20 protein-coding genes and 2 pseudogenes are annotated in these 25,128 nt (G+C 55.6%); 9 read left to right on the forward strand and 13 right to left on the reverse strand.

The features are described from left to right. Positions 1-46: 46 nt before the first annotated feature. Entirely contained in the window at positions 47-391 is a 345-nt protein-coding gene (locus H7698_RS28375; RefSeq protein WP_328803778.1) for a GNAT family N-acetyltransferase, read from the reverse strand. A 327-nt stretch (positions 392-718) separates the two neighbouring features. Here H7698_RS28375 and yecR point away from each other — a divergent pair, with 327 nt between their 5' ends. Continuing rightward, positions 719-1,189, forward strand: coding sequence for a YecR family lipoprotein (yecR, locus tag H7698_RS28380; protein ID WP_194693613.1), 471 nt, complete (start codon positions 719-721; stop codon positions 1,187-1,189). Positions 1,190-1,266: 77 nt separating this feature from the next. On the opposite strand, the gene H7698_RS28385 is transcribed toward yecR, so the two are convergent. The 6 genes from H7698_RS28385 to H7698_RS28410 form a co-directional block, all read right to left on the reverse strand. Next, on the reverse strand, positions 1,267-1,533 hold the full coding sequence (locus H7698_RS28385) for a hypothetical protein (protein ID WP_194693614.1): 267 nt from the start codon (positions 1,531-1,533) through the stop codon (positions 1,267-1,269). A 251-nt stretch (positions 1,534-1,784) separates the two neighbouring features. After that, entirely contained in the window at positions 1,785-2,159 is a 375-nt protein-coding gene (locus H7698_RS28390; protein WP_194693615.1) for a hypothetical protein, read from the reverse strand. Further along, the gene (locus tag H7698_RS28395; protein WP_194693616.1) at positions 2,156-3,130 is read right to left on the reverse strand and encodes a hypothetical protein; all 975 of its coding nucleotides are present in this window, start codon (positions 3,128-3,130) and stop codon (positions 2,156-2,158) included. The genes H7698_RS28390 and H7698_RS28395 overlap by 4 nt, the downstream gene beginning before the upstream one ends. A gap of 7 nt (positions 3,131-3,137) precedes the next feature. Continuing rightward, positions 3,138-3,626 (reverse strand): Hcp family type VI secretion system effector, encoded by a 489-nt coding sequence (locus H7698_RS28400; protein WP_194693617.1) that lies wholly within the window; start codon positions 3,624-3,626, stop codon positions 3,138-3,140. Between the two features lie 235 nt (positions 3,627-3,861). After that, positions 3,862-4,728 (reverse strand): DUF6216 family protein, encoded by an 867-nt coding sequence (locus tag H7698_RS28405; protein ID WP_194693618.1) that lies wholly within the window; start codon positions 4,726-4,728, stop codon positions 3,862-3,864. 478 nt (positions 4,729-5,206) lie between these two features. Beyond that, complete coding sequence (locus H7698_RS28410; protein WP_194693619.1) at positions 5,207-5,479, reverse strand: hypothetical protein; 273 nt, start codon at positions 5,477-5,479, stop codon at positions 5,207-5,209. A gap of 568 nt (positions 5,480-6,047) precedes the next feature. On the opposite strand from H7698_RS28410, the gene H7698_RS28415 reads away from it, so the two are divergent. The 3 genes from H7698_RS28415 (at position 6,048) to H7698_RS28425 (ending at position 8,862) form a co-directional block, all read left to right on the forward strand. Then, positions 6,048-6,590, forward strand: coding sequence for a DUF3833 domain-containing protein (locus tag H7698_RS28415; protein WP_194693620.1), 543 nt, complete (start codon positions 6,048-6,050; stop codon positions 6,588-6,590). 179 nt (positions 6,591-6,769) lie between these two features. Further along, on the forward strand, positions 6,770-8,062 hold the full coding sequence (locus H7698_RS28420) for an MFS transporter (RefSeq protein WP_194693621.1): 1,293 nt from the start codon (positions 6,770-6,772) through the stop codon (positions 8,060-8,062). A 23-nt stretch (positions 8,063-8,085) separates the two neighbouring features. After that, positions 8,086-8,862 (forward strand): substrate-binding domain-containing protein, encoded by a 777-nt coding sequence (locus tag H7698_RS28425; RefSeq protein WP_194693622.1) that lies wholly within the window; start codon positions 8,086-8,088, stop codon positions 8,860-8,862. On the opposite strand, the gene H7698_RS28430 is transcribed toward H7698_RS28425, so the two are convergent. Beyond that, complete coding sequence (locus H7698_RS28430) at positions 8,852-9,757, reverse strand: LysR family transcriptional regulator (protein WP_194693623.1); 906 nt, start codon at positions 9,755-9,757, stop codon at positions 8,852-8,854. The genes H7698_RS28425 and H7698_RS28430 overlap by 11 nt on opposite strands. Positions 9,758-10,023: 266 nt before the next feature. Between H7698_RS28430 and H7698_RS31975 the strand changes: the two are divergent. From H7698_RS31975 to H7698_RS28445, 4 genes and pseudogenes are all read left to right on the forward strand, one after another. Then, positions 10,024-10,278 (forward strand): annotated as a pseudogene (locus tag H7698_RS31975) (PAS domain-containing protein); the annotation flags it as partial. Positions 10,279-10,548: 270 nt separating this feature from the next. Next, the gene (locus H7698_RS28435; RefSeq protein WP_442966340.1) at positions 10,549-11,589 is read left to right on the forward strand and encodes a methyl-accepting chemotaxis protein; all 1,041 of its coding nucleotides are present in this window, start codon (positions 10,549-10,551) and stop codon (positions 11,587-11,589) included. 224 nt (positions 11,590-11,813) lie between these two features. Next, a complete protein-coding gene (locus H7698_RS28440) occupies positions 11,814-13,058 on the forward strand; it encodes a serine hydrolase domain-containing protein (RefSeq protein WP_194693625.1) in 1,245 nt (414 codons plus the stop codon). A gap of 284 nt (positions 13,059-13,342) precedes the next feature. Then, positions 13,343-13,868 (forward strand): annotated as a pseudogene (locus H7698_RS28445) (diaminopimelate epimerase); the annotation flags it as partial. A 107-nt stretch (positions 13,869-13,975) separates the two neighbouring features. Here H7698_RS28445 and H7698_RS28450 read toward each other — a convergent pair. The 3 genes from H7698_RS28450 to H7698_RS28460 all read right to left on the reverse strand — a co-directional run bounded on the left by H7698_RS28450 (position 13,976) and on the right by H7698_RS28460 (position 20,689). Next, on the reverse strand, positions 13,976-14,764 hold the full coding sequence (locus H7698_RS28450) for a diguanylate cyclase (protein ID WP_328803779.1): 789 nt from the start codon (positions 14,762-14,764) through the stop codon (positions 13,976-13,978). Positions 14,765-14,921: 157 nt separating this feature from the next. After that, complete coding sequence (locus tag H7698_RS28455; protein WP_194693626.1) at positions 14,922-19,472, reverse strand: PAS domain-containing hybrid sensor histidine kinase/response regulator; 4,551 nt, start codon at positions 19,470-19,472, stop codon at positions 14,922-14,924. Between the two features lie 92 nt (positions 19,473-19,564). Continuing rightward, positions 19,565-20,689 carry a response regulator gene (locus H7698_RS28460; RefSeq protein ID WP_194693627.1) on the reverse strand — a complete coding sequence of 375 codons (1,125 nt, stop codon included), beginning with the start codon at positions 20,687-20,689 and terminating at the stop codon, positions 19,565-19,567. An 833-nt stretch (positions 20,690-21,522) separates the two neighbouring features. Between H7698_RS28460 and H7698_RS28465 the strand changes: the two genes are divergently transcribed. Next, on the forward strand, positions 21,523-21,774 hold the full coding sequence (locus tag H7698_RS28465; protein ID WP_162441026.1) for a hypothetical protein: 252 nt from the start codon (positions 21,523-21,525) through the stop codon (positions 21,772-21,774). A gap of 48 nt (positions 21,775-21,822) precedes the next feature. Here H7698_RS28465 and betA read toward each other — a convergent pair whose 3' ends face one another. Further along, positions 21,823-23,511, reverse strand: coding sequence for a choline dehydrogenase (betA, locus tag H7698_RS28470; RefSeq protein ID WP_194693628.1), 1,689 nt, complete (start codon positions 23,509-23,511; stop codon positions 21,823-21,825). Then, positions 23,508-25,085 carry a purine-cytosine permease family protein gene (locus tag H7698_RS28475; protein ID WP_194693629.1) on the reverse strand — a complete coding sequence of 526 codons (1,578 nt, stop codon included), beginning with the start codon at positions 25,083-25,085 and terminating at the stop codon, positions 23,508-23,510. Before H7698_RS28475 ends, betA begins: the two co-directional genes overlap by 4 nt. Positions 25,086-25,128: the final 43 nt, after the last annotated feature.

The following is a 25,128-nucleotide window of genomic DNA, read 5'->3' on the forward strand; positions in this document are numbered from 1 at the left end:
TCGCTCCTACAGGAATCACTTTCGCTTAACTGACCGGCATTAGGTCTTAACCCAGTGACTTTTCAAAATAGACGCGATCGAATCCATCTTCCGAATGCCGGCTGACTTCGATGTAACCAAGTCGAGGGTAAATCGACAGGTTTTCGGTCATCTTTGCGTTGGTGTAGAGATGGACACTGATGAGGCCCAGGCGCACTGCCTGCGTCTCGCAAAATTGGATGAGTGATTTGCCGATCCCCTGCCCCCGGCCTGAGTCTGAAACGGCGACGTTTTCGAGGAACATCTGTTGGTGGACCGCGAAGAAGACGATGAAGCCTTGGAGCTCGTCGTTTTCGGTGGTGAGGACGTAGACGTGGCCTGCGGCGATATGTGAGCCGTAGTCTGCCAGCATTGGGGAAGGTTGTTGACCGATAACACCGACGTAGGGGGCGTAGGCTTACTCGGCGCAGGTGCGGACTGCGGCTTCGTCGGATGCGACGGCTTGGCGGATTGTGGTTGGGTCACTCATGCGGAGTCCTGCCGATGTTCTCTGATGTGTTGTTGGAAAACTGTACACCGTCCGCCGACATGCGGCCGTGTGACTTTCTCTGCACGAATGACCACTTTTTGGCAAGCAGCCTTTCCCACCTAAAATTACCCAACAACGGATTGTTTGTGTATACAGTGACAAGGCGCATTGCCATCATCGTACTTCTTGAACCTGAAAAGGATTTTCTCCATGCGTAAGCTGCTTCTTCTGGTAATGCTGGCTTTTGTGGTAACTGGCTGCTCCAGCCGTAAAGACTTTTACGCGACCGGTGGGAGCCGGGCGGACGGCTCTATAGACATGGCTTACGATTTCAAACCCTTTGAGACTCCGATCGTTGACCCTAAACAAGCAGAATCAATTGCAAATAGTAAATGTGCGGTTTGGGGTTACAACCGTGCCGAACCTTTCGGCGGACAAACACAAAACTGCCAAGTCCGCGATGGCTGGGGTAACTGCACTGCTGGCCAAATGATCGTCAAATATCAATGTATCGGAAACATTACGCCAGCTACCCAGACCACAACTTCCACGCTCACCGCCGTTCCGGTTGGAATGCTGACCCCTGCTCAGTACAAAGAATCGCGCGTCAAAGCATTGATGGATCAAAACCTCCCTTATGCCGAGTACCAGAAACAGTATCAGGCGATCATGGCTGAGTAGATTCATCGACGCTGGCTTCTGTCAATCTTTCCACAGAAAAAGGTGACAGGAAGAAGCGAAAAAAGGGGACAGATTTATTAACTTAAAATAAATCTGTCCCATTTTCTGTGCACGCAAAGCCCAGGCATCGCCAAGACTAGCGTGAGAAATCCATTTCGCATCACTTTTCCAATAAACCCAGCCTGTGAATACACCTTTCTGTTAGCGTCTACAAAGCTGCTTTTCGGCAACAATACTTCGGCTTTTTCTGTGTAGGCGTGGACCATGTAAGCCAACCATATTTCTGTAAGAGTCAAGGTAACCCCGATATACAGTCCAATCAGGCCGAGCGGCACTTGGAGCATCACCTCATTCCTCCATACTTATAGTCACCTATAAATCCCCCTAGTGTTGTTGAATAACCCCCAAAACCGCGCCCCCCCGTCAAGCTGCCAGCCAAAGAAGCATCCTTCACATACGGGGCCTTCGTACAAGGCGCAATGGGTGCCCGAGTCGATGACGGGGGTTGGTGTTCGGTAGGTTGCGGGTCGTGGAAGCCGGCATGTTACTGGTCCTGAATTCACTATGAGGGAGTTTTAAGAAAACCAGGAAAACCTCACTTTAGGTACTTCAGATAACTTCCAAAGACTAACAGTGCCAAACAAAGCAAGAAATTCGCAGCCCATGTTACAACGAGCATCCTCTTAAACTTCTTAGGAAAGTGCTTGATCTCTTGGACGTCAACAATACCCCTCTTCGCTGTCAAATGTGGAGTAAGCAATACCATAGTGAGGAAGCCATTCCGTATAGACTTGCCGAAAATTCCAGCTTGAGAAAAGGCTTTTTTATTAGCATCAACAAAACTGCTGTTCGGCATCAACGCTTCCGCTTTCTCAGTGTATACGTGCACCATATAGGTTAGCCAAACCACCATTAATATGATCGGAGCACCGATAAGTAGTCCAATTAAGCCAAGTGGCAACAGGCTCATTGTACGATTCCATCGTACAAATACTCACCGAAACTTTCACCTAGTTCGCTTCCTAATGAACCACCTGCCCATCCACCTAACGCACCACCTACGACACCACATACGAGTACTCCGGGACCAGTGGTAATGCTAAGCACGACAATGCAGCCAAATGTGGCGGCAGTCCCACCTAGATATCCTAATGCGGCCCCGCCTCCCAAACTGAAAGCCAACGATGAACCCTCTACGTATTTAGCTTTTCTGCACTCATCCTCCCGCCCCAGCACACACGCGTTTCTGATTGCAATTCCAGAGGAGGCAACAGTCAATGCCGTACCGATATAGACTCCGTTCTTGATCAGCTTTGCAGCCTTGGCCACGCCAGAGACTTTTTCCGCATACCCGGCAATCTCCCCGGTATGCAAAAAGCTCTTGGTCGAAATTCCCAGCATTCGTTTTATCGAGCTTTGATAACGAAGTCCTGAGCCATACGACGCTGCTTTTGCAAGCTGCTGATCCAGCTTGCCAAACACAATGGCGCGCTCAGCTATGAATTTTTTCCTGGCAGCCAATGATTCAGTGCGCAAAAACTCCTTGTGTAGCGCCTCGATCTCTTCCAGTGTTTTCCCTATGGCCGCCATATGCCTGCTCCACCCATCACTGACGACACCCGCGCCAATTGAGCTGTATTTGAGCACCTCCTTCAGCAGCTCGAAGTTATCCAGAAAAAAGTCGTCCGCATCGACCTGATTGATCAGCAAACCAATGTGGATATCCCGTGCCTTTGCCATCAAGTACGCCTCTTGGCTCGTACAAGATGCAGTGGACGAATCGCCGATGATCACGAGCTCGCCAGCCAACACTACAGTGTTGGCAATATGACCATTGAGTACATCGAATTTGCTGTTAGAGGCGCCCGTCAGTCGCAATTGAGTTTTCAGCGCTTGATAGGTTTGTGTCTGTGAATTGATAAACGCTAGAGGCTCTGCCATTTCAGCCTCACGAATACTTTTTGTTGCTGATACGATCCCAGCCACCCGCGATGTTGCCGCCGCCGGCACCGTCGCTGCGTTTTTGCTGGGTGTAGATGGTTTTGATGCGGCCGTAATTCAGTTGCACGACTTCTACGGGAATGCCGGCAGAGGCATTTTGCGTGTAGTCGGCAATGATGACCTCTTCGAGGATGATCTCGAAGTATTTAACCTTGTCGCCTCCCGCACGGCTCAGCACCAGACTGACCTCTTTCAGATGCTCCCCGGCACAGCTCGCCTCCATCAGTTTGCAGCTGGATTTGTCCAGTAGTTTGGTGAACGTGAAGTTGCTCAACGTCGTCCGACCGGAACCGGCGCCCCCACTGGAGCTGGCTGTCGCGGAAGTGCTTTGATGGGTGCCGAAGCTGTAGCCGTTGACCTCGATCCAGTCGCGGTACTGTTCATCCAAAGCTTCGCCGGGGATACCATCGATTTTTACAAATGCGTCAAACGCCATGCTTCCGCTCCTTGGTGATGGAATAGCTTTCATCTCTTGAGGAGTGAATGTACGGCGCTTCAAATAGACGACGGGCCTGTTGGATGGCTTCGAAAACGCAGAATCAGACCGTTCCGACCCTGTTCCCGATCCATGCTGTAGGACGTTTCCTCATTAGCAGTTTGGGTAACGGAAAAAGTAGTGACGGGCGCCTCGCGGATTTAAATCGCCTATGCCTTATTCGTCACCATTTGACCTAGTCATAATAGTACCTTGCATATTCTGGAAGAGGGCTGTCCCCGAAGCGGAGCTTTTTCTGGCTGCGTTTTTGAAACTCTATTGCGTATCGTCGCCTGTGACTTCCTTGCAGTACAGCAAGAGGCACAAGGAGCCAAGGAAGCGAAAAAGTCCATGCCAAAACTTTCTGCTCTCTGATAGTTTTCGCTATTTGCCCTTTCTGGTTGTCCAGTAAAAGATAACATATAACCTTTTTATCCCATTCGTTGGATAATGGAGCTGACGTATTATCCAGCAAACAATTGCCTGTGCTCATTTCCCAAGAGCCAGAAACATGCAGTGATTGCGGAAGGTAGGAGGTGAAGGAGAAAGCATGGCTATCGGCAACCCAAAACCATTGGCCGGTTTTATTGACTTTAAATAATGCGGCATTGGGAGTGTAAATAGCGAAAAATATCAGCGCGGCAAAAAGCAGGACTATTACCGTGAATGTTTTTACAAATTTCGGCTGAGGAATTTTGAAAGTTTGCTCAGTTGGATTGAAATAGGGGCGCGCTCGTTTGATCTCGTTCAGTCGTACGCCGGATCGGTCTGCCCAAGCGATTAATTTATCCATCGCATAAGGTGTTTTGACATTTAACTTAAACTTGAAATTAAAATAATCTAGGTCTAGCTCTTGTTGTTGATGTTTTTTTAGTTTTTCGTGATTGAATGAGTGCTTCATCCCGACAAGATCAGATATCCGATTTCTGATTATGGATAGGGACTCCGTGATTGTGCAAATATAAATTATATATAATGCACCCATCCCCGCCACGAATAGAGGCGCGACTTTCTGCCATTTTTCCACAGAGACAGAAATATAGCCGAAGAATTGTGGATCCATTAATTTTCCTTATTAAAGTTTCAAAAACATGCAGTCTAGATTGCGTCTAAAAATGCTTTTAGTTTGGCCGGAACCGTAAGTTTTGAATCGCCCCTCCTTCTGTAGACACTTCCAAGCCTCAAGAAACGGCTATTAACCCTGCGTAACCGTCTGCTTTTGGGCCGTTAGCTGCCCTTTTCGAAGGGCAAACTCGGACTATCCATTGCCATTTGTTACAGGCTCCAACCAGCCTCCAACCCGCTCTTTTTCAAACCGTTTTGCACGTCAACGATGTGAAATATTTGCTGGCTAGTCTCGTGACACGGTCAGCGTTGATCACGAAGACCTTACCACGCTGACCTACGTATGGAGTTGGTTGTCAGGTGCCACTGGTGGCGGTGAATCCAGCAACGTCGAGCTTCCCGCCTAGTCTTTCAACGCTGCGACGGTATCGAAAAACACAAAAAAAAACGGGCACCTTCAAGGTGCCCGTTTTTATTTACTCCGCCGCCTGCGCCCGTAACCGCTTTCCAATCACTTCCAGCAAATCACAACCATCGCGCAGCGGAATGGCCAGCAGTTTTGAAAAGTCCGCCAACACGACAGTGTCGCAACCAATCTCGGCGCGGAAGGCGATGTTTTCCAGCACCTGCGTGACCGTGCGGATGCGGTAATCGGCCATGGCCTGGAGGACGTCGAGTGGGGCTTGGGTGTCGATGAGCAGTGCAGCCGGAATCTCGTCGAGTCCGGAAAGAGGGGTGTATCTATTCATTTGAAGATCTCTGTTTGATTGGCTCAATGCCGTCACTCAGTCGTCGCCAAACGATTGGGTGGCAGCTGTGCGCAGGTTGGCGAACCGGCACAGAGAACACCGGCAGACCCTAAGGTCTCCCGCGCACAGCCGCCATTAAAAGCAGCTTTGCGGGTGCGATGGCCCCTGCAAATAAAGCACATAAGCCTCGCATTCTCCGTGATCAAGTCGCCAAACCTGAATCGCCATTGTGGGCGACGGGGCGGACTATAAGCTTCATCGGAACGGTGGACAAGGTCAGGTCCAATCAGCAAAGAGGAAGTGGCCGACTACCCGATCATTGTCAGGTGACTTTTTTCCGCCTATCTTGAGTAAAACCTATACAACTTACCTAGACACGTACAACTATCGCGCTCTCGATTGACCTTTACGCATTAACTGCGGGGCGCCTTCCGCGACAGTTCGGCGACACGCCAAGAGCTCCTGTAGCTAATTGCACGGCAATAAACCTGTACGAAAGACTGAAAACCGTACAACCACATGATTCGCCCATTCACCCTCATCACCTGTTCACTCAGGGAGTAAGGCAATGACCCGATTTCTGTTGTTACTGACACTGGTACTCAGCGTCGCGAGCTGCGGCAGCGTGGATGTCGCCCGCTATGCGGATCAAAAACCAGCATTGGATCTGGCGCATTTTTTCAGCCAGCCCGTCAAAGCCTGGGGGATGTTTCAGAAGCGCAGCGGTGAGGTGGCCAAGCGTTTCGAGGTCGACATCGTCAGCCGTCGTGAGGGCAACAACCTGATTCTTGACGAGCGCTTCCTGTACAGCGACGGCACTCGTCAACGCCGTGTCTGGACCCTGACGCCTGAGGGCCAGGGCCGCTGGAGCGGGCGTGCGGACGATGTGGTGGGTGTCGCCGAGGGTCAGGTCGCTGGCAACACGTTGCACTGGCGTTATCGCCTGAACCTGCCGGTCGACGACTCGACCTACGAAATGAGCATGGACGACTGGATGTACTTGATGGACGAGGACACCTTGATCAACCGCACCAGCATGTCCAAGTTCGGGGTAGAGGTTGGCCAGGTGACGTTGTTCTTCCGTCGCCAGGGCGCCGGAGCGAGTCAATAACAGGCGGCGACACCACGCCTACCCGCCCTCACCTTCGCCCCCATTGATCCGTTTCATGCATTAATGCATACCAACAATGCACTTATCATATCGATCACCCTGCTCCACCATTCGCCCCAATAAGAACCGTGCGCCGCGTCCAGGCGGTGCACGTCATAAAAGCGGTGGAGTACAGGTCAATGACAACATCAAACCCTTCCGGACGTTCACGCGCCGGTGCGATTTTTCGAGTTACTTCGGGCAACTTTCTCGAACAGTTCGATTTCTTTCTTTTCGGCTTTTACGCTACGCAGATTGCGGCCGTGTTCTTCCCGGCCAGCAGTGAGTTTGCCTCCCTGATGATGACCTTCGCGGTGTTTGGCGCGGGTTTCCTGATGCGTCCGTTGGGCGCGGTGATACTCGGTGCTTACATCGACGATGTGGGTCGGCGCAAAGGGTTGATCGTGACGTTGTCGATCATGGCCAGCGGCACGATTCTCATTGTGTTGGTGCCCGGTTACGAAACCATCGGGTTATTGGCACCCGCCCTCGTGCTGGTCGGTCGCTTGCTGCAAGGCTTCTCGGCCGGTGCGGAAATGGGGGGCGTCTCGGTGTACCTCGCGGAGATCGCTACTCCAGGCAACAAGGGTTTCTTCACCAGTTGGCAGTCAGCCAGCCAGCAAGTGGCGATTATTGTCGCGGCGGCGTTGGGCTACGGGTTGAACCAGTGGATGGCGCCCGCAATGATTGCCGATTGGGGCTGGCGGATTCCGTTTTTCGTCGGCTGCATGATCGTGCCGTTCATTTTTTTCCTGCGCCGTAACCTCGAAGAAACCGAGGAATTCGAAGCGCGCAAACATCGGCCAAGTATGGGCGATGTGTTCCGCACCCTCGCGCAGAACTGGGTCATCGTGTTCGCCGGAATGATGATGGTCGCCCTCACCACCACGGCTTTTTACCTGATCACCGTGTACGCGCCCACCTTCGGCAAAACCGTGCTGCACCTGAGTACGTCCGATGCGTTATTGGTGACCTTGCTGGTGGGTGTTTCGAACTTCTTCTGGTTGCCCATCGGCGGCGCGTTGTCTGACCGCATCGGTCGGCGCCCGGTGCTGATCGCCATGGCGCTGTTAACCCTCGCCACGGCGTATCCAGCGCTGACTTATCTGGTCAACGCACCGAGCTTCGTCAACATGCTGTTGGTCTTGCTGTGGTTGTCGTTCATTTACGGTTTGTACAACGGCGCGATGATTGCGGCGCTCACGGAAATCATGCCGGTCGAAGTTCGGGTCGCCGGTTTCTCCCTGGCGTACAGCCTGGCTACGGCGGTGTTTGGCGGCTTCACCCCGGCGATGTCGACGTTCCTGATTCAGTACACCGGTGACAAGGCCGCACCCGGTTACTGGATGAGTTTCGCCGCGCTCTGTGCCTTGTGCGCCACGTTGTATCTCTACCGCCGCTCCACTGGCCGCCTGCAACCGGCGATGTCTTGAACCTGCCCTTTGTGAGAACACGAATGAACAAGCTATTAAATTTTGCCGCCCTCGGCCTGGTGGCCAGCCTCTGTCTGAGCACCGTCGCCCAGGCAGAAGAGATCCGCGTGATGACCTCCGGCGGTTTCACCGCGGCCTACAAAGTGCTCGGGCCGAAATTCGCCGCGTCCACCGGCAACACCCTGGACACCGCCCTTGGCCCATCGATGGGCAAAGCGCCGGAAGCTATTCCTAATCGTCTTTCTCGCGGGGAAAAAGCTGACGTAGTGATCATGGTCGGCTATGCCCTCGATGACCTGATCAAGCAAGGCAAAGTCGATCCCGCTTCACGGGTTGAACTGGCCGATTCCCGCATCGGGCTCGTCGTGCGTGAGGGCGCGACGAAGCCGGACATCAGCTCCGTTGACGGACTGAAGAAGACTTTGCTCGACGCAAAATCCGTCGCCTATTCCGACAGCGCCAGCGGCGTGTACATCGAAGAACAGTTGTTCAAGCGCCTGGGCATCGAAGACCAGCTCAAACCCAAATCCAGGATGATTCCGAAGGTCCCCGTGGGTTCGGTGGTTGCCACCGGCGATTACCAACTGGGCTTCCAGCAGGTCAGCGAATTGCTGCCGGTGCCGGGCGTAAGTTTTGTGGCGAAGATTCCGGAGTCGGTGCAATCGGTGACGCGTTTCGCTGCGGGCATTCCCGTGGGCGCGCAACACCCGGCGCAAGCCAGGGCGTTGCTGGAATACCTGGCGTCTTCGGCCGCTCAACCGGATGTAAAGGCCACCGGGCTGGATTCGGTCAGTCGCTGACCTGAACTTTCATTTCCACCACCAGCCGTGCCAGTTCCAGCGCCGCCGGGGTCAACGTGCGGCCCCGGCGCTTGATCAGGCCGACACTGCGCATGACCTGCGGGTCGGTCAGCGGCACCCGCGTCAGAATCGGGTGATCCGCTGTCGGCATCGCCATCAGCGGCACCGCCGCTACCCCCAACCCCGCTTCCACCAGGCCGATCATCGTCGTCACATGCCGGGTTTCACAGATGCTCTGTCGTTGTGGCACGACGCCGGTCAGCGCCTGATCCAGCAGAAAGCGATTGCCCGAGGTCTTGTCCAGCGAGATGTAATCCTGCTGATAGAACTCATCCCAGGTGACGCTGGTTCGACCCGCCAACGGATGATCGCGCCGACAGGCCACGACATAACCTTCCTGCACCAATGGCTCGAACTCGACATCAGTCTCCAGCGCACCCACAAAGCTCAGACCGAAATCCGCTTCGCCATTGACCACGGCGCTGAGTACGTCGTGGGCGCTGGAGTCGAGCACTTTTACTTTGATCTTCGGGAACTGCCGATGGTAATGGGCGATCACGCGCGGCATGAAGTAATACGCGGCCGAGGGCACGCAGGCCACCGTGACATGGCCGAGTCGGGTCGAGGCGACTTCGCTGATGCCCAGCAGCGCCACGTCCAGATCGTCCAGCAAGCGCTCGACGCTGGGCATGAAACCGCGCCCGGCCTGAGTCAGGCTGACCTTACGTGTGGTGCGTTCGAACAACCGTACGCCGAGGGCGTCTTCAAGTTTTTCGATGCGCCGGCTCAGTGCCGGCTGAGAGATACGCACGGCGTCAGCGGCCTTGCGAAAACTGCCCTGCTCGACCACAGCGCGAAAAGCTTGCAGGTCGTTAAGGTCGAAGTTTATGGCCATGGTGCGCACTCGGGATCTGACAGATTGATCAGCTTATCCTATGAATGTAACAAATTATTCCACAACGCAGTCTCCGGTGAGTTGGAGACTGTGTGCGAAATGCGCTGGCAACGATCAACGCTGGCCGTACGCCCTATTCTGGCCAGCCATAGCCATTAAAGGGCGGCACCTTCTTTTCGGACGCATGACCTGTGCTTTCTGACTTACTCATTAACCTTTCTCCTATTGCAGCCGATGCCCCTTGCTTAGGGATAGGAGCAATACAGATGAGAAACAACCAACCGGTTACGCAGCGCGAGGTTGCCCTTGGGCCTCAACAGAAACTCATCTCGACAACGGATGCGCGGGGCGTCATCACGTACTGCAATGACGCCTTCGTCGAGATCAGCGGTTTCAACAAGTCGGACCTGATCGGCGCGCCTCAAAACATCGTTCGTCACCCCGACGTGCCCTCCGCCGTCTTCGCTCATATGTGGGGAGCGCTCAAGCTGGGCAAGCCGTGGATGGGCATCGTCAAGAATCGCTCGAAGAACGGCGACCACTACTGGGTCAACGCCTACGTCACGCCGATTTTCGCGGGGCTAGAGGTGGTGGGCTATGAATCGGTCAGGGTCAAGCCGACGGCCGAGCAGATCCGTCGCGCCGAAGCCCTCTATAAACGCATCAGCCTGGGCAAGTCAGCCGTCCCGGTCAGTGATCAATGGCAACCCGCACTGCTCGCCTGGCTACCGGTGTTGGCGATGGGCCTGGTGGGTGCATTGGGCGGCGTGTTCCTCGGCATGTCCGAAGCGATGATCCTGGCTGTCGGAGTATCGGTGCCGCTCGGGCTGTGGGTCTCGAGCCGGCAAAACCGCGGCGCGCTGCGTCTGCTGGCGATGGCTGAAGCCTCAACCTGCGACGCATTACTGGCAAAAATGTACAGCGACGAACGTGGCCCCCAGGCACGCCTCGAAACGGCGTTTGTCAGCCAGGCCGCCCGGCTCAAGACGTGCCTCACCCGGTTGCAGGATACGGCTGAGCAACTGACCGGTCTGGCGGGCCGATCCGACGGCCTCGCCACTGAAAGCTCCCGTGGGCTTGACCGTCAACGGGTCGAGACCGAGCAGGTGTCGGCCGCCGTCAATCAAATGGCCGCCACCACCCAGGAAGTCGCCAGCCACGTCCAACGCACCGCCGACGCCACTCAGGAAGCCAATGTGTTGACCGGGCGTGGACGCGAAGTGGCCCGAGACACCCGAGAAGCCATTCAGCGCCTCTCGGTGGTAGTGGGTGAAACCGGGCTGACAGTCGCCCAACTGGCCAAGGACAGCAATGAAATCGGCACGGTAGTCGATGTGATCAAGGGCATTGCCGACCAGACCAACCTGCTGGCGTTGAACGCCGCCATCGAAGCCGCGCGAGCGGGCGACATGGGTCGAGGCTTTGCGGTGGTCGCCGATGAAGTGCGCCAGTTGGCGCAGCGCACAACGGAGTCCACGGCGCAAATCCATGGGCTGATTTCCAAGCTGCAGGTGTCGTCCAACAATGCGGTGAAAACCATGGAAAGCGGTCATCGCCAGGCCGAAGAAGGCGTGGCGTGGGTGCTTGAGGCAGATAAGGCATTAGTCGGGATCAGCGAAGCAGTGGCGAACATCACGGACATGACGACCCAGATTGCCGCAGCGACCGAAGAGCAAACCGCCGTGGCCGAGGAAATCAGCCGCAATATCACGACCATTGCCAACCTGGCAGACCAGACGTCTGAACAGGCCAGGCATTCGGCAGCGCTGAGCAAGGAGCTGACCCAGACCGCTAATACGCAGTATTCATTGGTCGAGCGATTCAATCGATAGCCTATCGACTGCTGGCCATCGCACAACGCAATGGCCAGCAGAACGGCGGGCAAGGTCAGGTCTAATCAGCAACGAGGAAGTGGACGACTACTTGAGCTTCAGCAACGCAGCCAACTTTCGTCGCTCATTCAAGCGCTGCGGCGCAATTCCAATGAGTAGGCTATGGTTCAAGCGGGCGCGCGTCCTGACGCCCGTGAATGGCAAAAACAACAAAAGGATAGGTTATGCACTCCTCCGCTATTTCTCGTCCGGCTGTGCCTGGTCGGTTGCTGCTTCTCTCGCTGGGTCTGCTCGCTGCGGGTATATCCTCGGGCGCATGGGCTGACGATTATCCCCACGCCCAGGAACCGATTGGCACCGTGGAGCAGATCTATGACGGCGCCATGCTCCCCGATCTGGCGGTCAGTACCTACCGGAACATCGACCGGCTGTTCCCTACCCACCGGATCAAGGCCGGCGATCACCCGTATGCGCTGCCGAAATCGGACAAACAATTGCCCAACGTTCGCTTCACTGTCGGGGACAAAAAGTACGACCTGTATGACTTCGTCGCACTGGACAGCATTACGGCGATGCTCGTGCTCAAGGACGGCAAGATCGTGTTCGAGACCTACCAGCGCGGCAACACCGAGAAAACCCGGTGGATGTCGATGTCGGTGGCCAAGTCCATCACCTCCACACTGGCGGCTGCCGCGATCAAAGACGGCCTTATCAAGGGCCTTGATGCGCAAGTGGTGGATTACGTTCCCGAGCTCAAGGGCAGCGCCTATGAAGGCGTGACGGTGCGCGACGTGCTGATGATGTCTTCGGGCGTGAAGTGGAACGAGACCTACACCGATCCGGCGTCTGATCGTCGCGCGCTGCTCAAGGCGCAGATATCGCAAAAACCGCATTCGGCCATGGCGTTGATGGCCAGTTTGCCGCGAGCGGCTGAGCCCGGCACGGTCAACAATTACAGCACTGGCGAAACGCAGGTACTCGGCGAGATCGTTCGTGGCGCTGTGAAGATGCCACTGGCCGACTATCTGTCGCAGAAGATCTGGCAGCCGTTCGGTATGGAGAGCGATGCCCGGTGGTGGCTCGATTCGCCTGACGGCGTCGAAATCGGTGGCAGCGGTATCAGCGCCACGTTGCGCGATTATGGACGCTTCGGGCTGTTTTTCATGAACGGCGGCAAGATCAATGGCGAGTCAATTCTGCCCGAGGGCTGGGTCAAGGAGGCGACGCTGCCGACCACCCTCAAAGGCGGCAAGTCCCTGGACTACGGCTACATGTGGTGGACGGCGTGGACCGAGCCTTCGGTGGAAGACGGCGCTTATTCGGCGGTCGGTATCCAGGGCCAGAACATCTACGTCAACCCCGCCAATAACGTGGTGATTGTCACCTTCGGTGCCCAGCCCAAGCCGGTTGATAAAGAGCCGATCGACCCGATGGCATTCTTCGATGCCGTGGTAGCTGCGTTGAAGTAACTCTGCGCGTCGGATGACGTTAATTTCATCCGACGAAAGACTGCAGCAACTGTGTTATTACGTCTAATGCGCGGGGGCCTGTAAGGCCTCGCGCATGTTCGCGCCTGAGTGGGTGGCCCGATTTTATCGGCCAGTAGCAGCCGCACACGAATCAAACACAACAATGGTCCGGTCTGCCAAACTTACTTGACTCATTAGCTTCCACTCAGCTTGCTTATGTCACACGAGTCGGGATAGATCGCTTTAAAACCTCAACTCATCATGTCTAGTCGCCAGGTCTGTTTATGCCGCTGAGTTTTCATAAAATGCACGCCAATGGCGATGATTTCGTTATCGTGGACTCGCGAAACTCACCCAATCCAGTCACAAGCAATTTGGCTCGGAGAATGGGAGATCGCAACCGAGGAATCGGCTTCAATCAACTCGCTGTGATGCTCGATTGCGATGATGCAGATGCGCGTTTGGTGTTCTGGAATGCGGATGGCACACCGCTGGACGCTTGCGGCAGCGCAACGCGGGGGGGCGGCAGATAGGCTGATGCGAGAATCCAATATGACTTCGGTAGCACTGCGCACCAACCGTGGCCTACTGACTTGCGAACGTACTTCAACCGGCGCTATTTCCGTCAATATGGGAAAGCCGCTTTTCAGCTGGTCGGATATTCCTCTGGCTCTTGAAATGGATACTTCAGTGTTGCCACTTGCCGGTGAACCAACAGCATGCAGCATGGGAAATCCGCACTGCACCTACTTTGTGGATGACCTGACAGCCGTTGAAATAGCGACGATTGGACCAGCAATTGAAACCAACTAGTGGGGATTATCCATTGATTTTCGCGTTAATCAGGCGCTCCCTTTACCGCCTTGCTGCCGGAAGTAAGCTCCAACCGAACATACAGTCAGAAACAGGAGAAACGCTTAACTGGACGACATTGCAGATGAACATACCCGCGCCCTGCCCGCGTTCATCGCTGCGTAGAGTTGCTTGTCCGCAGCTTCTATCAGAGCCTCGAATCCTAGTTCGCCAGTGGGCGTCAATGTTGCGACACCTAGAGAGATTGTCAGCACACGATCGACATCAGAAGCAGCATGTTCGATGCCCAATGTCCGAACACGTTCCTGCATTCTTTCTGCAATCTCGACCGCACCAGAAAGAACTGTATTGGGCAGAACGCAGGCGAACTCTTCGCCACCATACCGAGCGACCAGGTCATAGGGCCGTCTAACCGTTTCAGATAACGTTTGGGCAACGGATTTCAAACAGTCATCTCCAGCCAGGTGTCCGTACCGGTCGTTGTAGCGTTTGAAATAGTCGACATCCACCAAAATGAGCGATAGCGGCTTTTGCTCTCGAAAGCACTGACGCCAATCCGCCAATAGGTCCTCATTAAATTTGCGTCGATTGGCCACCCCGGTAAGACCATCTATCAACGCCATGGAGCGCAGCAGATCGCTCTGTAGTTTCAGGGTTAGATGTGTTCGCACACGTGCTCTGACAATGGTGGTATTGATGGGTTTGGTGATGAAGTCCACCGCGCCAAGCTCCAGACCCAGCACCTCATCTGACTCCTGCTGCTGTGCGGTAATGAAAATGATGGGGATGCCTTGGGTCATAGGGTCAATCTTGAGTCGACGGCATACTTCATGCCCGTCCATACCCTCCATGACCACGTCCACAGAATCAAATCGGGCAGTTGGGCCTGGCATACGCTGATTGCCTGCTCACCGCTGGTGGCCATGAACACATCACAGTCCTCACGAAATAGCTCATGAAGTACCCGGATATTAGTCGGTTGGTCGTCGACAATAAGGAGTTTGGGACGGTTAAAGGAATGCGGTAACCAGGTTTCCATCGATTGTTCCATCAGGCGGATCTCAACAGGTCACGACCAATCGGCATCGCAGCGGAAAAGTCTAGCGATTGCACCCTGACAACAAGTTCGTCGAACTGTGGGCGCAGGGATTTCGGCATTTTTGACGCCAATGCGTCTGCCAGTTCTATGGCTTGAAGGTTACCCGTTTCCAGCAATAGCAAAATCTCCTCCAGGGACTCTTTCCATTGCGCCGGCGCCATGGAAACTTCGTCAGCACTGGTTTTTGCACGCGGGGGCTGACCAAAATCGACATTCATTTGCTCAAGGCTTTGTTGCATTAACCTGCTCAATTCGTCAAACCATGTTGGGTCTGCAAAGATGCTCGCTACAGACTCTGCATCTCCGTGTTTTAGTGTGTGCTCCAGGTTGTCGGCCAGCAGCGACACCGCCTTGGCACCCATGGTGCCGCTGCTACCTTTAATGGTATGGAGAACAAAGACGGCCCCCGATACATCTTGCCTCTGGATCTGATCCCGCAATCGGACAAGCTGTTTTTCCATCTCTGGGCCAAAGGTACATAGCACCTTGCGGATCAAATCGAGGTCACCACCAAAGCGGTCAATAGTTGATGTACGAGACTCTATAACTCTTTCTCCTGTATTGACTTGCGCCAAGGTTAAAGATGCCTGGCTATCTTCACGGCCCGATTGAAAGAGCAGCGTTACGACGAGTTGTTCCAGGTCTATAGGTTTGCCAACATGATCATTCATCCCCGCAGCAAGACAGTCTTCACGGTCGGTACTGGAGGCATTCGCGGTCATCGCTACTATCGGCAACGCTGCAAAGCGCGGATTCGATCGGATGCGACGAGTCGCCTCCAAGCCATCAATATCTGGCATCTGGATATCCATTAATACGACGTCGAAGGGCACACGCTCATTCATCACCTTGCTCACACCTTCCAGCCCGCCTTCGGCCAGCGTTACCTGAGCGCCTTCCCTTGTCAGTAACTCATCGGCGACCTGGCGATTGAGCATGTTGTCTTCCACCACCAATAGTCGCAGCCCGGCCAGACGCCGTGGCCTGTCAAACGTTGACCGAGGTACGGGAGACTGCAGCAAGTTTTTGCCCTTGAGTGCTCGCTGAACAGCGTCGGTTAACTGCTTGGGAGTGACAGGTTTGGTGAGAAAATCCACGAAGGGGGCGTCTCCCGCCTGGTGCGCGTCGGCCAATACTTCGCGGCCGTAAGCAGTGATCATAATGATCATCGGAGGGGGCACACCATTACCCTGCTGATGGATCAATTGCGCAGCGCTCAGCCCATCCATATCGGACATCCGCCAGTCCATCAGTACCACGTCGTAGGCTTCACCTAGCGCCTGGGCGTTCTTCACCCATTCCACCGCTTGCGTGCCACCACTCACGCGGTCAGCCTTCCATCCCAATGCATGCACGGTGCGCAACAGCAATTCACCTGCCATGGCGTTGTCGTCGACGACCAGAATCCGTAAGGACACATCGAGTCCAGCAAAGGCGGATTTCAGCAGTGACGTTGGCACTACATCCAGAGTGATATCGAACCAGAACCGACTCCCGACACCTTGCTGGCTCTCCACCTGAAGTTCGCCACCCATCAAGGTAACCAGCCGTTTGCAGATCACCAGGCCCAGACCTGTGCCACCAAAGCGCCGGGAAGTAGAAGCCTCGGCCTGTGTGAAGCCTTCAAAAATGCGCTGAAGTTGTTCCGGGCTGATACCGATGCCAGTGTCAGAAACGGCGATGCGCAAGCTCACAGTATTTTCCGTGCGCATCAGTTGTTCAACGCTGACCACAACCTGGCCTTCCAGGGTGAACTTGAGGGCATTACCCGCCAGGTTGATCAGTACCTGTTGCAGTCGCAGGCTATCGCCGATCAGGTCGTTGGGTAAATTGGAGTCCAGGTCGAACATGACCTCAACCGCCTTATCGCCCTGGTTACCTGCCAGCACAACGGCGAGGTCACGCATGAGCGGTTCAAGCTCGAACGGGTGCACATCGAGTTGCAGCTTGCCCGCCTCAATCTTGGAATAATCGAGAATGTCATTGAGCAAACCCAGCAGTGATTTCGCAGCGGTCTGCGCTTTGGTCACATAATCGAGTTGGCGACCATTCAGGTCAGTGTTCTGCACCAACTGCAACATACCCAACACGGCGTTCATCGGTGTGCGTATTTCATGACTCATGTTGGCCAGGAAGGCTGACTTGGCCGCACTCCCTGCATCGGCCTGTTCCTTGGCGTAAAGCAGATGCGACTCTAGCTCGCGTTGAACAGTGATGTCCCGATTGATACCGGTCACGCGCAAAGCTGTACCGTCTGGACTGCGTTCTATCTGTGCACCGGCATGTATAAAGCGGATCTGACCGTCCGGGTGAACGACACGAAAAATGGTGTCATACACATCAGTCCCCTCGACGGCGGCATTCAGCTTTGTCGCCGCTGCCACGACATCCTCGGGGTGAACACGCGAGTACCAGTGCGTATAGCTCAGACCGTTATTGCGCAACGTCAGTGGCTGCCCGTAGAACTCGAACATACGGTCATTCCACTGCAAGTTATTGTCCGCCAACGTCCAGGACCAGACGCCCAACTCGGCCACTTCAGCAGCCATCACCAGTTGATCGTGCACCGCCATCAGTTCGCTACGTTGTTCCAGTGTCGTCTTCAGGCTCGCAGCCAGTTCCTTTTCTGCCGCTTTGCGTTCGGTGATGTCTACCGCAATACCCAGGTAACCGCTCAATACCCCATCGGCATCGCGCATGGAGGTGACCACAAGCGTTACAGGAAACCGCGAGCCATCCTTTCGTGTGTAAGTCCACTCTCGGGTTTCTGCGCCTTCAAGCTCAGGTTTATGGGTAAGCACACGGAAACCGTTGATAGTCTGAGCGTACTCCTCGCTCAGCTCAACGCCACGTGCAGCGACTTCCTCTGGGACATGGAAGAGCGCCGGGGTGTCTTTGCCTACTAACTCATCGGCGTCATAACCCAACAAATGCTCGGCGCCTTTGTTGAACACACGGATAACGCCATCGAGATCCGTCGCAATGATCGAAACCTCAGTAGCCGAGCGTAGCACCGTGTCCAACAACAGATTGAGATGCCGCAACTCGGATGTTCGTTGCGTAACCTGCTCTTCCAGGTTGGAGTTGAGTTCAAGAATTCGGGCCTCTGCCACTTTTTTCGCCGAGATATCCCTTAACGTCATGGACGCCCCAACGACGCGACCACCCTCGCCATAAATGGGTGAGATGCTGACGGAGACATCGATCAATCGCCTGTCTTTGTGACGGCGTTGCGTATCAAAGCTGCCGATACGCTCACCCGCCCTGATGCGCGCAAGGATATGAGCTTCCTCTGTGACAAGCTCCAGCGGAACAATCAAATCGGCCAGTGTCTGGCCCACGGCCTCCTCGGTGGTATAACCAAAAAGGTGCTGCGCGCCTTTGTTCCAGTTGGTGACGACGCCATCGAGGTTTTTTCCAATAATGCCATCGCCCGAGCTTTCAACGATGGAAGCCCGCCTCGCCTGCTCGACAAATATCTGACGCCGACGTTGACGGCTGACACTCCCGACACTTACCAAGGTCGCCAGAAGAAGCGTGAGAAGACCACCGAAAAACAGCACAACTTTTGGTGAAACCTGATGCAGGTGCTGGATAAACAGCGAATTTGCGTCGAGTTCGATTTGCCACCGTCTTCCGTATACCTCGCGCTCCAGCTGATGGGTCATCAGCGTTTCACGGCGAGCCGAGTCGTCGGTGCTTTCATAAAACAGCTTCTCTTGTCCTGGAACGGTGATATCCCTCAATCGCAAATGTACCGTCTCATCTTCGATGCGCAGGCCTTTGAGTACCTCCTCGGTCTGCAACACAACATAGCTCCAGCCAAAAGCAGCGGCCTCTCGTTCAGCAGCGGTCACCGGAGTAACTCCGTCGCGAAAGACGGGCATCAACACCAGGAAAGACTGCTGTGGTTTTCCTGTGGCCTGTATTAGCGTGATGGGTCCCGTGATCCGTGCCGCACCGCTTTGTATCGAGGATTGTGCCGCCTCTCGCCGCGATATTTCTGACGCTATGTCCAAGCCAATGGCAGCCTGATTACCTTCAGCCGGTTCGACATACTGAATAACGTAGCGCTCGCCTGAGTGCGCTGAGAATTGATGAATGGAGAAATCCGCTGCGCCGTCAGCTTGAGCGTCCTTGAGAAACTCGTTTTCATCACGTTCTGGTACACGCCTGATAAAACCAAAGGCACTGGCGCCGGGGAACTCGAAAGCGAGGTCACGGGTTTTGTGATATCGGCGAAATACTTCACGACTAATGTCATATTCGCCTGCTGTCAGCACCGCTCCACGAGCGCCTCGCAAACCGTATTGGTAAAGATTGAGACGCATTAAAACCAACTCTGCGGCGTCTTCGGTCGCCGCTGTAATTGCTTCTTGAGCCTGTTGTTCATTGGTGCGCTCAAGGATCCAGCCAGCCAGAATGCTTGTCCCTAACCCCACGACCAGAGTGATAGCCACTCCCCAGTTCAATGCAAAAAACTTGTGCTTTCTCACCCGCAATGTCCCATCGCAGAAGGCCTTCAGCCTTCAAGATTAATGTCCAACCCTGTTACGGGGACTCAAGACGTCCAACCTGCAAGTCGCGTATACGCTCAGGTCAGGCCGGCTAATCGTTGAAGTCGGGCTATGTCTGATTCGGGTTCGCCATTGTTCATGGCAGCGGCGAGGCGCATCACCACTTGTTCGCGGCGAACGTGCATGGGAGGCAACACATAAATAGCGCCTATCAATTCACGTAGAACCATTGGCAGCCCCCAGCTTGCTTTCAAGCGAACGGCAAAAGGCGCTGCAAAATCGCGCACTGCGTGCAAGAGCGTTTCTTCGTCCACGCGATTACCCTGGTTCTCCCATTTCTGAGTCTGGTACAGCACACAGAGTTCGCCCATGCGGTGCAGCAGGGCGGCACTTTGCAGCGGAGCGGGGTCCAGACCACATTGTTGGGCGAGAAGAACAGCCCTTTCAGCTAAACGCTCGGCATTATCCAGATGAGCCTGGATAAAAGTTTTCAGCATGCCGTCAGGTTGAGTATTGGTCTGTCGCAGGGCCTGGCTAATCGCCAGATTCACGCTGGTAAGCGCTCCTAACCGTGTCAGAGCACCGTTCAAATTCGTGCATCGCTGGCCGAGTCCGAGATACGCGGCACCGTTGGCGGCGGCGATCAAGTGGGCACAAAGCGCCGGGTCATGCTGCCAATCATTGGCGAGTTCTCGTGAATCCATTGGCGCCCCGCCATAGCCGAGCCGAAGTTTGTCTTTGACCGAGGCCAGTAAAGGTAAGTCCAACTCACCCGCCGACAAACCACTCAGATAGCTGATCAGGTCTTCAGTGTTGACAGTGGTGGCTCGTGGGGGCTCATCAAGCGGAAGGAGCGTATCCAGGCATTGTACGACGCGCGAAACCTGGAAAGGCTTGGTGAAAAAGGCACTGACCCTCAGCGATTTCACCTCCAACACACTGTCTCGATCCGCGCGGCCGGTGATCATGATCAGCGGCGTGTCTTGATCTTTTTCGCGAATTTTTTGCAACAGGTTGACGCCGGGGGCATCCGGTAGATTCCAGTCGGCCATCACCAACTGATAGGTACTCGGTTGCCAAGCGTCTAAAGCGCTAGTGACATCGATAAAGCAATCGACCTGAGCAGCCGGACGGATGCTTAACACGAGCTGTTTTAAAAGATCTGATATCCAAGGGTCATCGTCCAGAATCATCACTCGCATTCGATAATCCTCACTGGATTGACACGTAACTTAGCAACGCCTTCGTGACTGACTATCAGTCAACAGCAAACATAGACGTCGTTGAGATCAAGGGGTGAGGTTGTAACCGAGCGATTTTGGGTAAATCACGGCAATTTCCCTTTGGCGGATGGTTAGATGGCATCCTTGAACGGTTGAATTTATTCCTGACCCGCGAACTATACAAGCAAGCAAACAGCTCAGAGGTCGTCAGGCTGGCGGGGGTTAGTGCATGAAACGCCGCCATAGCGGAATGGCTTGAGTTATTCCATCCTGCTGCTCGCTGCCCTCTCCCCCGAAAAATGCGCTGCCCCCTCTGAGAAAGTACGTGAGGCTATCAATGGATGAAGGGGGGCGACCCGCGCTGGCGCGCTGGAAGCGGGTATCGTGGTGTATTAAACGAGTTGCTTGAACTGGGCACAGACGCCATCGCCACCGTACAGGACTCAACCGGACTGGAGGACGGTGCGCAGTGGCATGCGCTCTACACTGCCTTGAACAAGGATCATGGCCCTGCTGCCTGACTGTTCAAATGTCGCCACTGCGCCACACTGGGCGCTTATCAAGACAACCATTGACGCCCATAATTGAAGCCTATGAATAAAATCGAATGGCCAGCCCTTAAGCTCAGGCTTAAAAAGTACTTCGCAATTATCTTCACGCTCTGCTTTGTGGGGGGGCTTATCTATGGCTACGTGCACAAACCGGAGCTTCCTCCGAAAATAGTCCACAAGCAAAACTTCATACCTGGGGAGTGGCTTTATATCGTCGAGGGGGCCAGGGACCGCTCAGAACCCAAGTCCCTAAGGTTCTATATGGATCACCGTGAATCGACTGACGAATCGATGAAGGTGCTCCTGGGCAAGACGCCGCCCTTCCTTGTCTCGGACACCGACTTGAAAGACGTGGTCATCCAACCCGTCGCCAACGGCCTGCACATCAAACTCAAAGGCGCGGTCAGCACTTACCGGAGCAATCTCTACCTGAAGGACGGCGACACTTACACCACCTACCGTGTAAGCCTCGAACAGGTCGAAACCCGACCGCCCTTGGCGAGCGGTCGGTAAGCTTTTTTCAGTATCGTTCCCATGCGGGGCATGGGAACGATCACTCACTCAAACCCGCACGTTACGCCCTGGCAATGACGTGCGCTGACTGTTTTCCCAGTTCTCCACCAGCCCCACCGGCACATCCGCCGCCGGCAACATATTCACCCCGCGCACCAGATCCGAAGCCCGCTCTGCGAGCATGATGGTCGGTGCGTTGAGGTTGCCATTCGGTTCGGTCGGGAACACCGACGAGTCGATCACCCGCAACCCCTGGATGCCATGCACCCGCAACTCGGAATCCACCACCGCCAGGTCGTCCTCGCCCATGCGGCACGAGCCACACGGATGGTAGGTGCTTTCGAGGTTGTCACGGACAAAGGCATCGAGGTCTTCATCACTGGTCACCAGCGCTCCGGGGGCGATTTCGCCGTCGCGGAAACGGTCCATGGCTTTCTGGCCGATGATCTCCCGGGTCAGGCGAATGCAACGGCGGAAGCCTTCGCGGTCCTCTTCGCGTTCCAGGTAGTTGAAGCGGATTTCCGGATGCTCGTACGGATCGGCCGAACGCACCCGCACATAACCCCGGCTTTTCGGTTTGTTCGGGCCCGTCAGCACCATGAAACCGTGGCCCTTGATCGGCTTGTTGCCGTCGTAGCGCATCGCTGCCGGCAGGAAGTGGAACTGAATGTCCGGCCAGCGCAGGCCCTTTTCGGAGCGGATGAAACCACCAGCCTCGAAGTGGTTGGTGGCGCCCAGGCCATCCTTGAACAGCAGCCAGCGCAAGCCGATCATCAGTTTGCTCAACGGGTCCATCTTGCTGTTGAGGGTCACTGGTTCCTTGCAGCCGAACTGGATGTACACCTCGGCGTGATCCTGCAGGTTCTCCCCTACCCCCGGCAGGTCATGGCGCACGCCTATCCCGGCCTTGCGCAGGACCGCGGCCGGGCCGATGCCGGAGCGTTGCAGCAAGTGCGGCGAACCGATCGGCCCTGACGAGATCAGCACTTCGCGGTTGCAATGCACCTGATGGGTCTGGCCACCGTGGTCATACAGGACCCCCACTGCGCGCTTGCCTTCGAGGATGACCTGGCGGGTCATCGCATGGGTAATCACGGTAAGGTTCGCACGGCCCATGGCCGGACGCAGGTAAGCGTTGGCCGTGGAGCAGCGCACACCGTTCTTGACGGTCATGTGCATCGCCCCGAAACCTTCCTGCATGTAGCCGTTGCAGTCTTCGGTCTTGATGTAACCCGCCTCGGCACCCGCTTCGACCCAGGCCCCGTACAGCGGGTTTTTCATGTTGTTGCCGTTGGTGGTATGCAGCGGCCCGGTCTGCCCGCGATAGCTGTCGCCGCCGGACTCGTAGCTTTCGGCACGCTTGAAGTACGGCAGGCAATTCTTGTAGCCCCAGCCCTGGGCGCCGAGGGATTCCCACTCGTCGAAATCCAGCGCGTGGCCGCGGATGTACACCAGGCCATTGATCGATGACGAACCACCCAGCACCTTGCCCCGTGGGCAGTGAATGCGCCGGCCGTTGAGGTAGGTTTCCGGCTCGGTTTCGTAGCGCCAGTTGTACTTTTTGGTGTTCATCGGAATCGAGAATGCGCTGGGCATCTGGATCACTACACTCTTGTCGCTGCCGCCGAATTCCAGGACCAGCACCGAGGTGGCCGGGTCTTCGCTCAAGCGGTTGGCCAACACACAACCTGCCGAGCCTGCGCCAATGATGATGTAGTCGTATTTTTGCGTGGTCATGATGATCTCCCGACCGTCGATTCAGTGAATACCGGCAGCGCTTGCTTGTGTGTCAGGGTGTCGCCGGTGGTGTATTGCGGGGAGTGTTTCTCGATCTGCTGGATCACCGCTTCTTCGCGTTTCAGATCAATCGAACGGCTCAGCCAGTAGTACGCCAGGCCCGAGACGATCAGCCCCACCAGCCAGGCGATGTCGATGCTGCCCAGCGCCTTGGCCAGCGGGCCGACATAGACTTCGCGCTGCTCGACGCCGTCGTAGATGTAGAAGAACGGGATCATCGAGATGAAGCCGATGGCATAGGCGGCGATACCGCGCAGGCCCCAGCTGCCGTAGATGTTGCCGTGGGGCATGAAGAAGTGCGGGATGGCGTAGCGGCCCTTGCGCACGAAGAAGTAGTCGGTGAGGTTGACCGAGGTCCAGGGCACCAGGAAGTACAGCATCACCACCAGATAGATACCGAGCACCGACAGGCCTTTGCCGGAACTCTGGATGCTCAGGGCCACGCCCAGTTGCAGCAGGATCACGAACGCGATGGCGAGGATCCGCGCCTTGCGGGTCGGCTCGATGTGCTTGATCGAATCGACACAGGTCAGGGTGGTCAGCTTGGCGCTGTAGATGTTCATCGCGATCACCGGCAGGAACGCCAGGATGGTCACCACCACCACCGCGGTGCCGATCAGCGGCGACACGGTGTTGCCGACTTGACCCAAAGCCACCAGCACATCGGTTGAGTGCAGGTGATCGGCCAGCCAGCCGCCGACGGAAATCATCCAGGCACCGGACAGCGAAGCGCCGAGAAACACCACAGCGATCAGCTTGCCGCTGGAGGTGTTCTTCGGCAGGTAACGCGAATAGTCCGACACGTACGGGGCATAGGCGATGTTGTAGCTCGCCGCCGCCGCGAACTGCGCGATAAAACCGGTCCAGTTGAAGCCCAGCGGCGCCCGCGCGACCTCGCCTGGCGCCAGTGCCGGCAGCACCGCATCCGGCACCCAGCCCATCACCACCGCCAAGGTCACCAGGCCGTACAGCGGCAGCGACAGGTACAACGCCCATTTGAAACTGCGATGCATCCAGTCATGGCCGAGGATGGCCAACACCGCCGCCGGGAGGGTCACCGCCACCGCGATCACCGCAGGGTTGAAACCAAACAGCGTGTGCAGGCCCTGCATCATCAGCACCAGGTTGACGATGTTGAAGCCGGCGAACACAAACAGCGTCGCCAGCAGCACCAGAATCACGCCGCGGTAACCGAACTGCGCACGGGACTGGATCATCTGCGGCAAGCCAAGGTGCGGGCCTTGCGAGCCGTGAAACGCCATGAACAGCGTACCGAACATGATGCCCAGGGTGCCGGCGAGCGTGGTCCAGAGCGCGGTCAGGCCGACGCTCGGGCCGACGAAGCCAATGGTCATGGTGAAGAAGGTGAAGTTGCCGAGAAACCAGAACGGACCCTGGCTCGACAGTTTGTCGGTGCGTTCGTCCTCGGGGATGAAGTCAATCGAATGCCCCTCGACGACGGATTTGTCATCGAGGGAGGACACACTCGTGGCGGACTTGGCGTTTGTGTTCATGATGGACTTTTATTGTTGGAAGATCATGACGAGATAACCGCAT

The organism is Pseudomonas sp. p50(2008) (assembly GCF_015351605.1).
Taxonomy (GTDB): Bacteria; Pseudomonadota; Gammaproteobacteria; order Pseudomonadales; family Pseudomonadaceae; genus Aquipseudomonas.

Bases quoted from the DNA above. Each gene is read 5' to 3' on its own strand.
- H7698_RS28475 (WP_194693629.1), bottom strand. From the start codon at position 25,085: ATGAACACAAACGCCAAGTCCGCCACGAGTGTGTCCTCCCTCGATGAC.
- H7698_RS28430 (WP_194693623.1), bottom strand. From the start codon at position 9,757: ATGGCCATAAACTTCGACCTTAACGACCTGCAAGCTTTTCGCGCTGTG.
- H7698_RS28450 (WP_328803779.1), bottom strand. From the start codon at position 14,764: ATGCCAGGCCCAACTGCCCGATTTGATTCTGTGGACGTGGTCATGGAG.
- H7698_RS28425 (WP_194693622.1), top strand. From the start codon at position 8,086: ATGAACAAGCTATTAAATTTTGCCGCCCTCGGCCTGGTGGCCAGCCTC.
- H7698_RS28460 (WP_194693627.1), bottom strand. From the start codon at position 20,689: ATGCGAGTGATGATTCTGGACGATGACCCTTGGATATCAGATCTTTTA.
- H7698_RS28375 (WP_328803778.1), bottom strand. From the start codon at position 391: ATGCTGGCAGACTACGGCTCACATATCGCCGCAGGCCACGTCTACGTC.
- H7698_RS28390 (WP_194693615.1), bottom strand. From the start codon at position 2,159: ATGAGCCTGTTGCCACTTGGCTTAATTGGACTACTTATCGGTGCTCCG.
- H7698_RS28405 (WP_194693618.1), bottom strand. From the start codon at position 4,728: ATGGATCCACAATTCTTCGGCTATATTTCTGTCTCTGTGGAAAAATGG.
- H7698_RS28435 (WP_442966340.1), top strand. From the start codon at position 10,549: ATGATCCTGGCTGTCGGAGTATCGGTGCCGCTCGGGCTGTGGGTCTCG.
- H7698_RS28400 (WP_194693617.1), bottom strand. From the start codon at position 3,626: ATGGCGTTTGACGCATTTGTAAAAATCGATGGTATCCCCGGCGAAGCT.
- H7698_RS28395 (WP_194693616.1), bottom strand. From the start codon at position 3,130: ATGGCAGAGCCTCTAGCGTTTATCAATTCACAGACACAAACCTATCAA.
- H7698_RS28415 (WP_194693620.1), top strand. From the start codon at position 6,048: ATGACCCGATTTCTGTTGTTACTGACACTGGTACTCAGCGTCGCGAGC.
- betA (WP_194693628.1), bottom strand. From the start codon at position 23,511: ATGACCACGCAAAAATACGACTACATCATCATTGGCGCAGGCTCGGCA.
- H7698_RS28410 (WP_194693619.1), bottom strand. From the start codon at position 5,479: ATGAATAGATACACCCCTCTTTCCGGACTCGACGAGATTCCGGCTGCA.
- H7698_RS28440 (WP_194693625.1), top strand. From the start codon at position 11,814: ATGCACTCCTCCGCTATTTCTCGTCCGGCTGTGCCTGGTCGGTTGCTG.
- yecR (WP_194693613.1), top strand. From the start codon at position 719: ATGCGTAAGCTGCTTCTTCTGGTAATGCTGGCTTTTGTGGTAACTGGC.
- H7698_RS28465 (WP_162441026.1), top strand. From the start codon at position 21,523: ATGGATCACCGTGAATCGACTGACGAATCGATGAAGGTGCTCCTGGGC.
- H7698_RS28420 (WP_194693621.1), top strand. From the start codon at position 6,770: ATGACAACATCAAACCCTTCCGGACGTTCACGCGCCGGTGCGATTTTT.
- H7698_RS28385 (WP_194693614.1), bottom strand. From the start codon at position 1,533: ATGCTCCAAGTGCCGCTCGGCCTGATTGGACTGTATATCGGGGTTACC.